This is a genomic window from Mesorhizobium sp. M7A.F.Ca.ET.027.03.2.1 (assembly GCF_003999175.1).
Taxonomy (GTDB): domain Bacteria; phylum Pseudomonadota; class Alphaproteobacteria; order Rhizobiales; family Rhizobiaceae; genus Mesorhizobium.
The window spans coordinates 1-1,307 of record NZ_RZOM01001362.1 but is presented as its reverse complement, the minus strand read 5'-3'; the positions used below and the strand labels follow the sequence as shown (position 1 = coordinate 1,307).

The 1,307-nt window shown below is 63.1% G+C and carries 1 protein-coding gene and 1 pseudogene; both read right to left on the bottom strand.

The genetic code is table 11. The features are described from left to right. Positions 1-141: 141 nt before the first annotated feature. Positions 142-957 (bottom strand): RNA methyltransferase, encoded by an 816-nt coding sequence (locus tag EN750_RS34675; protein ID WP_127326743.1) that lies wholly within the window; start codon positions 955-957, stop codon positions 142-144. Between the two features lie 164 nt (positions 958-1,121). Next, a pseudogene (locus EN750_RS34670) lies at positions 1,122-1,307 on the bottom strand (helix-turn-helix transcriptional regulator); the annotation flags it as partial.

Genomic DNA, 1,307 nt, shown 5'->3' with positions numbered 1-1,307 from the left:
GTCTTGCCGACCGCGTGCGCGCGCTGCAGAAGGCTGACGCGACAAGCTGAATCAGGCCTCCTTAGAGCATTTCACCGTTTCACGGAAACGGCGAAATGCCCTAACTCTTTGCTTTGACGCAATTCTGGACGGAAAACCGCTTCACACTTTTCCTGGAATTGCTCTGGCCGAAAAATGATGCAGCGCAATGGCTGAAGCCGCGGCGACATTCAGGCTGTCGAAGCCTTCCGCCATGGTGATCCGCACGTTGCGCAGGCTTGCGAGCAGGTTGCCCGGCAAGCCTTCGCCCTCGGTGCCGAGATAGAGCGCCAGGCGCTTGCTGCGCTGCGCATCGCGGATGTCGGTCTTCCCGCGTGGCGACAGCGCGAATTGTTCGAAGCCACGTCGGGCGAGCATCGTTGTGAAGCCGGCGGTGTCGGAGAACGATGCGAAGGGGATCTTGAGCGCGGCGCCGACCGAAACGCGGATCGCCTTGCGATAGAGCGGGTCGCAGCATGTCGCATCCAGCAGAACCGCGTCAGCGCCAAAGGCGGCGGCATTGCGGAAGATCGAGCCCACATTGTCATGGTTGGCGATGCCGACGAGCACCACGACCAGCGCCCGAGGCGGCAAGCCGTCGAGCAGGTCTTCGGCCGGCTGCGGCTCTCCCTTGCGGCCAATGGCCAGGATGCCGCGATGCATATGAAATCCGGCGATAGCGTCCATCACCGCGCTGGTGGCGACATAGACCGGGAGGTCGGCGGGCGCCTTGCTCAGGATGTTGTCGAGACCTGCCAGCCGGTTTTCCAGGACCAGGATCGATTCGGCGGCAAAGCGCCCGGTCGAGAGCAGCAGGTCGAGCACCACCTTGCCTTCGGCGACGAAGCGGCCTTGCCGGCCGGCGAGGTCACGCTCGCGAATGTCGAGATAGGCAGCGACGCGCGGATCTTGCGGGTCGTCGATGCGAATGGGATCCATGCATTCCTCGCGACCGTCGCATCGGCCCGAAAATCCGGACCGCTTCCCGGCGCTAACCTTGTTTGGAAAGCACGATGCGACGATTCGGGACAGTCAGCCAGCTCTGTACGCCCCGGATGGGCGCATGTCGCTCTGAAATCGCCGGCGAGATCGGCGCTATGTGGTCAGGTTCCAGCACGGCGCAAACGGTGCGCCATCTGGGACAGATCATCCTTGCCGCTGCCGAAAATGCCGTCCAGCATGACAAGCAGTTCTCGCACGGCGTCGGATTTGCAGGAGTAGTAGATCATCTGCCGGTCGCGGCGGGTCTCGACTAGGTCGAGCGCCCGCAACTTGGCGAGGTGCTGGGA

Excerpts from the sequence above, each read along its gene's own strand:
- EN750_RS34675 (WP_127326743.1), bottom strand. The coding sequence starts at position 957 with ATGGATCCCATTCGCATCGACGACCCGCAAGATCCGCGCGTCGCTGCC.